General features: G+C 64.7%; 7 protein-coding genes. 5 read left to right on the forward strand and 2 right to left on the reverse strand.

Translation table 11 applies throughout. The annotated features are described in order from the left end of the window. Nucleotides 1-138: 138 nt before the first annotated feature. Complete coding sequence (locus tag M2S36_RS09355; RefSeq protein WP_333957046.1) at nucleotides 139-1,329, reverse strand: MFS transporter; 1,191 nt, start codon at nucleotides 1,327-1,329, stop codon at nucleotides 139-141. A gap of 117 nt (nucleotides 1,330-1,446) precedes the next feature. Here M2S36_RS09355 and M2S36_RS09360 point away from each other — a divergent pair, with 117 nt between their 5' ends. Then, a complete protein-coding gene (locus M2S36_RS09360; RefSeq protein WP_207837440.1) occupies nucleotides 1,447-2,343 on the forward strand; it encodes a LysR family transcriptional regulator in 897 nt (298 codons plus the stop codon). On the opposite strand, the gene M2S36_RS09365 is transcribed toward M2S36_RS09360, so the two are convergent. After that, nucleotides 2,324-3,244 (reverse strand): LysR substrate-binding domain-containing protein, encoded by a 921-nt coding sequence (locus M2S36_RS09365; protein WP_207837402.1) that lies wholly within the window; start codon nucleotides 3,242-3,244, stop codon nucleotides 2,324-2,326. The genes M2S36_RS09360 and M2S36_RS09365 overlap by 20 nt on opposite strands. A gap of 160 nt (nucleotides 3,245-3,404) precedes the next feature. On the opposite strand from M2S36_RS09365, the gene M2S36_RS09370 reads away from it, so the two are divergent. From M2S36_RS09370 to M2S36_RS09385, 4 genes are all read left to right on the forward strand, one after another. Then, a complete protein-coding gene (locus tag M2S36_RS09370) occupies nucleotides 3,405-4,193 on the forward strand; it encodes a YqcI/YcgG family protein (protein WP_207837405.1) in 789 nt (262 codons plus the stop codon). Nucleotides 4,194-4,195: 2 nt separating this feature from the next. Then, on the forward strand, nucleotides 4,196-4,822 hold the full coding sequence (locus M2S36_RS09375; RefSeq protein ID WP_207837408.1) for a LysE family translocator: 627 nt from the start codon (nucleotides 4,196-4,198) through the stop codon (nucleotides 4,820-4,822). A 40-nt stretch (nucleotides 4,823-4,862) separates the two neighbouring features. Beyond that, nucleotides 4,863-5,945, forward strand: a complete 1,083-nt coding sequence (locus tag M2S36_RS09380; RefSeq protein WP_207837412.1) for a hypothetical protein — start codon at nucleotides 4,863-4,865, stop codon at nucleotides 5,943-5,945. Between the two features lie 141 nt (nucleotides 5,946-6,086). Further along, the gene (locus tag M2S36_RS09385) at nucleotides 6,087-6,782 is read left to right on the forward strand and encodes a sel1 repeat family protein (RefSeq protein ID WP_207837413.1); all 696 of its coding nucleotides are present in this window, start codon (nucleotides 6,087-6,089) and stop codon (nucleotides 6,780-6,782) included. Nucleotides 6,783-6,985: the final 203 nt, after the last annotated feature.

The raw sequence follows: 6,985 nt of genomic DNA on the forward strand, positions 1-6,985 counted from the left end.
GGTAAGCGCGACGCGGCACCTGTGGGTGCGGGCATGCCCGCGAACAGTCCAATTCGATGGCTGGCACCGCGTTGGATTCTTCGCGGCTAAAGCCGCTCCCACAGGGTACGCGGATTGCCTGCAATTTCAGTAGCCCGTCTAGCGGGCTCCCGCCACGAACCCACTGCGCCGCCCAGCCCACGCCAGCAGCCAGGCCAGCGCGATCAACCCCAACACCACCCCACCAAACCACTCCACCCCTGCCCCGCTCAGCAACAACCCGCCAATGATCCCGCCCAGGGCGATGGCGCTGTTCCACACCGTGACCAGCATCGACTGCGCCACATCACCACCCTCGCCCGCCGCATCGGCGCAGGCGGTCTGCAGCAGGGTTGGCGCACCGCCGTAGGTCACGCCCCACAAGGCGATGCTCAGGTACATCGCCCACGACGACGCCTGCCCCAACACCAGCGTCGCCAGGGCAAAACCGGCCAGGCTCAGCAGCACCAGGGAACGCAGATAACGGTCGACCAGCAGCCCCACCAGGCCAATCCCGGCCAGGGCCGCAAGGCCGAACACCATCAGTACCAGGCCGATGTCGGCAGCCATGCCGGCCGCCGCCAGCAGCGGCACGATGTAGGTGTAGAGCACATTGTGGCCAAGGATCCAGCTGAGGATCACCAACAGCACGATCGCCACCCCCGGCGTGCGCAACACCTGCAGGGCCGCAGGCCGCTTGCCGGTGGCGAGCCCCGGGTAGTCCGGCACCGACCGCAGTACCCAGGCCACCAGCAGCAGCGCCGCCAGCGTGACCACCACGAAAGTGGCGCGCCACCCCAACCCCGCCCCCAGCCAGGTGGCGATCGGCAGCCCGAGCGACAAGGCGATGGGCTGGCCGAGCATCGCCACGGCCATGGCCCGGCCCTGCAACGCCACCGGCACCATGCGCCGCGCATGGCCGGCAATCAACCCCCAGGCCAACCCGGCCGCGGCGCCAGTGCAAAAACGCAGCACCAGGGTCACAGCGTTGGAAGTGGACAAGGCAGTCAGCCCGTTGAACAGCACGAAACCGACGATCGCCAGCAGCAGCGCGCGGCGGCGGTACCAGCCCTGGGTCAGGGTCACCAACGGGATGGCGGTCAGCAACGAGCCCAGGGCATACGCCGTGACCCATTGCCCGGCCATGGCTTGGCTGATGTGCATGCCATCGGCGATCTGGTCGAGCAGGCCGGCCGGCAGGGTTTCGCTGAGGATGGCGATAAAGCCGGTCATGGCCAGCGCCAGCAGCCCACTGAGGGGCAAGCGTTCACTGTTGGCGACCAGCAGCGGTGCGGAGGATGTCTGGGACATTGCAGATGCCTTGAATGAGAAACGAGGCGGACAGTCTGCAAGCCGAGGCCATTACGGAAAAAGGCGGTTACAATGCCGTTCACCCAGGACATCAATGTCCGCAATCAGGAATACGGCATGGACAGCCTCAGCGGCTTCGTGGTCTTCAACCGTGTCGCCGAAACCCGCAGTTTCGTCGCTGCCGGCCAATCGCTGGGCATCAGTGCCTCGGCCGTGGGCAAACGTGTGGCGCGCCTCGAAAGCCGCCTGGGGGTACGCCTGTTCCACCGCAGCACGCGCAGCATCACCCTCACCGCCGAAGGCACGTTGTTCCTTGAGCGCAGCCGGCGCATCCTGGCCGAGATCGAGGCCACCGAGCAGGCGCTCTCCCAAGCCAGCGCGACCCCGAGCGGTCGCCTGCGGGTGAGCATGCCGCAGGTCACCGGGCTGGTGATGCCGGCGCTGGCCGAGTTCATGGCGCGCTACCCGCAGGTGGAGCTGGACCTGGATTTTTCCGACCGCATGGTGGATATCGTCGGCGAAGGCTTCGATGTGGTGATGCGGGGTGGGCAGCCGGTGGACTCGCGGCTCAACGCCAAGTTCCTGGGGCACTTCCAGCACTGCCTGGTGGCTTCGCCCGAGTACCTGCGCGAACGCGGCACGCCGCTGCACCCGCGCGACCTGGCGGCACATACCTGCCTGCATTACCGCTTCCCCAGCAGTGGCAAGCTGGAAACCTGGCCGCTGCGCCAGGAGCACCCCGAGCAGGGCTACGACATCCCCATCTCGATGGTCTGCAACCATGTCGAGACGCGCGTCTGCTTTGCCGTCAACCACCGCGGCATCACCTGCCTGCCGGATTTCACCGTACGCCGCGAACTGGCCAACGGCGCGCTGGTCAGCGTGCTCGACGACTTCATGGAACGGCGCGGTAGCTTCTACCTGCTATGGCCGTCCGGGCGGCAGATGCCGCCGAAATTGCGGGTGTTCATCGACTTCATGCTCGAGCGCGTGTTCAACCGTACAGGTAATTGATGTCCTTGCAGACCAGCGGCGGCACCTGGCCAAGCAGGAATTCGCGCAGCTTGTGCATCTGCCGTGCCTTGGGGCTGGCCTTGAGCCAGGTCATGTAATAGCCGTCACCCGTAGCCACCGCATGCCTGAACGGCGTGACCAGGCGCCCGGCCGCCAGGTCGGCACTGGCCAGCACCAGGTCGACCACCGAAATACCCAGGCCTTGCTGGGCGGCCGAGATGCCCTGGTCGAGGGTATCGAACACTTGCCCGTGGTCGATACTGATGTCCAGCGCGTCCATGCGAGCCAGCCAGCGCCGCCAGTCACGGCGGTCGGGGGACGGGTGCAGGAACTCGCACTGGGCCAGGTCGGCCAGGGCCGGCTGTGCCTGGGTCATGTAGTCCGGGTGGCACACCGGGATCAGCCATTCATCGAACAGTTTGAAACTCTCGATATCGGCGGGAAAACGCCCGTTGGCAAGGAGGATTGCACAGTCGTAGGGCTCGGAATAGAAGTCCACGCTGTCGATGTCCATCCACACGCTGGACAGCTGCACGCTGCAGTTGTCTTCGACCTTCTTGAACGCATCCAGCGCCCGCAGCAGCCAGCGCACGGTGAGCGTGGACGGCGCCTTCAGACGCAGGCCGTAGCGGTCCTGGCGCAGCAGGGCGCAGGCGTTTTCGATGATCTTGAAGCCAACCTTGAGTTCCTGCGCCAGCAGGCGACCGTGCTCGGTCAGGGCCAGTTTCGGCCCGCGGCGTTCGAACAGATCGCAGCCGAACATGGCTTCGAGGGTCTTGATGTGGTGACTGACGGCGCCCTGGGTCAGGGCCAGCTCTTCCGCGGCACGGGTAAACGAGCCATAGCGAGAGGCCACCTCGAAGGCACGCAGCGCGTGCAAAGCCTGAATCCTTTCCGACATGGCGAAGCCCCGAGCATGAGTAAGACTAATAGTAGGTCATAGTTCCACGCGTTTTACAACGTCAAGGGCGTCTTGGAAAATGCCGGTAAATAACAAACATAACCAAGATCCTGCCTGCATGTGACTGGAACGTTCATCTAAATTAACGCCTGGGGAAATCATGCTTACGGGTTATGGAACTTGCTATCGCCTGGATGCGCTAGAGCTGGCCGCCGAACATGTCGGGAACACGCGACACTGGACCTACAATGCCGTAGAGCATTTTCGCAGCACCCTCGCCAACCCCGAATTCCCCTGCCTGTTCGGCCGCAAGGCAGTAAACGGCGCAACCTGCCACATCCTCTTCGCCCGCGCCGGGCAGCTGGCCGATGACATCGCCCTGGGCCTGGCCGACTACGTGCGCACCGTCGCTCCAATCCAACCCAAGCAGCGTATCGGCAGCCCGCTGGTCGTGTTTCTGGAAACCGCCGCCAATTGCACCCTCGCCGAGCAACAGGCACTGGCCTGGAAGGTGTTGCGTGGCGTGCATGCGCGCGACCCGCAGCCTTGGCCACACGGCATCCCGACCGACCCCGACGACAGCACCTGGTCGTTCTGCTTTGCCGGCATGCCGCTGTTCATCAACATGAATTTCCCCGGCCACCAACAGATGAAAAGCCGCAACCTGGGGCCACACATTACCTTCGTCATCAACCCGCGGGCGAACTTCGACGAAGTGGCCAATGCCAATACCGAAAGTGGCAAACGTATCCGTGAACGCATCCGCGAGCGCGTGCACCATTACAACGACGGTGTCATGCCCGACACCCTTGGCTTTTTCGGCGATGCCGACAATTTCGAGTGGAAGCAATACCAACTGCAGGAGGCCGGGTCGCTCAACCCGTCCCGCTGCCCGTTCCACGCCCATGCCGTACACCCGGCAACACCTGAAATACTGATCGAGAACTGACCGTGAATACCGCACTCACTGCCACCTATGCCCTTACCGTCCTGCTACTGATCGCCACACCCGGCCCGGTAGTGGCACTTATCATCAATACCGCAGCCGCCTCCGGCTCGCGCAGAGCCATGTTCACCGCCATTGGCACCAATTGGGCATCACTGGTGCTGATCGGCGCCGCGGCCTGGATCATCCTCACCAGCGCCGCCATCGACAAGGCCTGGCTCAGCGCCATGAGCCTGCTCGGCTGCCTGTTCATCGGCTACACCGCCGTGGGCACCCTGAGGGACGCCCTGCAGGCGCCTGCGACCGAGGCGCCGGGCGAACTCGCCAAGCCAGAGCGCAGCGGGCTGTTGCAAGGCTTCATGGTGGGCATTTCCAACCCGAAAGACATCATCTTCTTCATCGCCTTCTTCCCGCAGTTCATCCAGATCACCGAGTCGTTCGGCAAGAGCATGGTGGTGTTGTCGCTGCTGTGGGTGGCCATCGATTTTGCTGTGCTCAGCCTTTACATCTTCGCCATCGGCAAGATCGCCTCGCAACGCAGCAACCGCATGATCAGCCTGGCCTCGGGCGTCGCCCTGCTGCTGATCGCCGCCGGCGGCCTGCTGTACAACCTCAAGGAACTGGCGGCCTGATTGTGATGCAAAGTGCCCGCTGCAACATGAGGGAGAGATCATGACCGCGAGTGACACGAGCCCGTCGCCTTCGCCGTTGCAACAGGACTACCAGCGCTTTCTGCTGCTGGGCAGCCGGCGTGCACCGCACACCGTGCATGTGCACGAAACCGGCTACCGTTCCGGCACCATCAACACCGACGCCCTGGGCCTGCGCTACAGCCACTGCGCCGGCAAGCGCTTCTCGGCGGCCGAGCGCGGTGGTGCCGCGCGCATCAACCTGCTGGTCGGCGGCTCCACCGCCCTGGGCATCGGCGCCAGCTCCGACGAACACACAGTGGCCTCGCACCTGTCGATGCTCACCGGCGAAGTCTGGCTGAGCCTGGCCGGCTGTGGGCTCAATGCCAGCCAGGAGCTGCTGATGTTCCTCACCCATCAGCACCGCCTTGGCCAGCTCGGCCACGTGGTGGTGCTCAGCGGCCTCAACAGCCTGGCCCATGAAGCCCTCTGCGAAGTCCTCGCCAGCCTGAACGGTCCACAGCACGCCAAGGCCTACCAGGACTTTCTCAACAGTTTCAGCGAAGGCATGCAGCCCATGTCGGCTCCGCGCCGGCAATCGCTGTGGCAGCGTATCGGCCAGGCCTTGGCCGCGCCCCCGGTCGCACCACCTGCCACCTGGCCACTGTCGCCCCCGGAAAAGCGCCTGGCTCGTGCCGCCGACAACATTGGCCGGACCTTGCGCCAATGGGAACGACTGCTGGCAGACAGCCATTCCACCCTCACCTTCATCCTGCAGCCGTTGCTGCCCTGGTGTCGGGATAGCCTGCCCGCTGGCGAGCAGGCCATGCTGGATGCACTGCAGCGAAAACCGGCGAATTTCGACCGGCTGCTGGACGGCGCGTTCGACAGCCAGTTGCACTCGGCCTTCTTCCGCCGCATCAAGAGCCAGGCCGACCCGGTCCCCTGCTACGACATGAACTGCATGCTCAGCAGCTCGCCGGTATTCGGGGCCGACTTGTTCATCGACCGCCTGCACCTGAATGACCTGGGCAACAATGCCCTGGCAAAGGTCATAACTGCCAAGCTTGGCCTGGCCCAGGAAAAACATGCCCAGCGCAAGGTCACGCCGATCAAGCTCGTCTGACAGTTGCCGGGTGGTCTTCCGGCCAGGCCCATTGGGTGGCTAGAATATGCCGTCGTTCCGATCTGCCCGAGGCGCACGCTTGACCGCCATGAACATCGAAGCCATCCATCATCAGTGCCTAGCACCCTGTGAGGCTTGCCTGTGAGCTGCATGCTTCGCCTGCCCCCCCTGCTGCTCGCTCTGATGCCGCTGGCCGCACACGCGCTGGAAGTGCGCATCGACCCTCATGCCGACCTGCTCTACCGTCAGGCCTTGCCCCTGCTGGAGCAGGCCGACAGCCAGGACGACAGCGCCAGCACGCTGCGCACGGCCGTGGGTGACGACCCGGAGCTTAGCCGCCAGGGCCAGGCCATGGCCCACACCCTGCCGACAGCGGTCGCCTTGCTGAAAAAGTCCGTGGCGCTGGGCCACCCGGTCGCACAGTACCGCCTGGCGCTGTACTACATGACCTACCTGCCCGCCGCGCAAATCCCGGATGCCGCCTGCCCGCTGCTCGAAGCCAGCCTCAAACAGGGCTTTGCCGCACCGGCGCCGGCCATCGCCACCTGGTGCCCGCCCTACAACGTCAGCAGCGAGTACCGCACTGCACTGGAGGCCATCCCCAGCATGGCCACCGTGTACGCCCCCTACTACCCGCAACCGGCCACGCGCCTGGCCTGCAACCGCAGCCGGCCACAAGGCCTGGAAATGCTATGGGGGCGCCAACGGGACTATCAGGCCGAGGTATACCGACTGCTCGGCGACCTCGACCCGCAGCACCGCCAGAGCCTGCTGCAGAAGGCCGTGGATACCAACGGCTGCGTGACGGCGCAGCAGCACCTGACCAGCCGTCCCTGACCCTCACCCGTCGCGATCCTTTGTGGGAGATGGCCCAGCCCTTAGGGCTGCGCTGTCGCGTAGAGAACTGAAATGGCAAGCAGTCCGCGCACCCTGTGGGAGCGGCTTTAGCCGCGAAGAATCCAACGTGGTGCATGGCACCGGCTTCGCCGGTGTTCGCGGGCAAGCCCGCTCCCACAGTGATGAACTGCGCCCCTGATGTT

The sequence above is a fragment of the Pseudomonas sp. SF2 genome (assembly GCF_036858055.1).
Taxonomy (GTDB): Bacteria; Pseudomonadota; Gammaproteobacteria; order Pseudomonadales; family Pseudomonadaceae; genus Aquipseudomonas.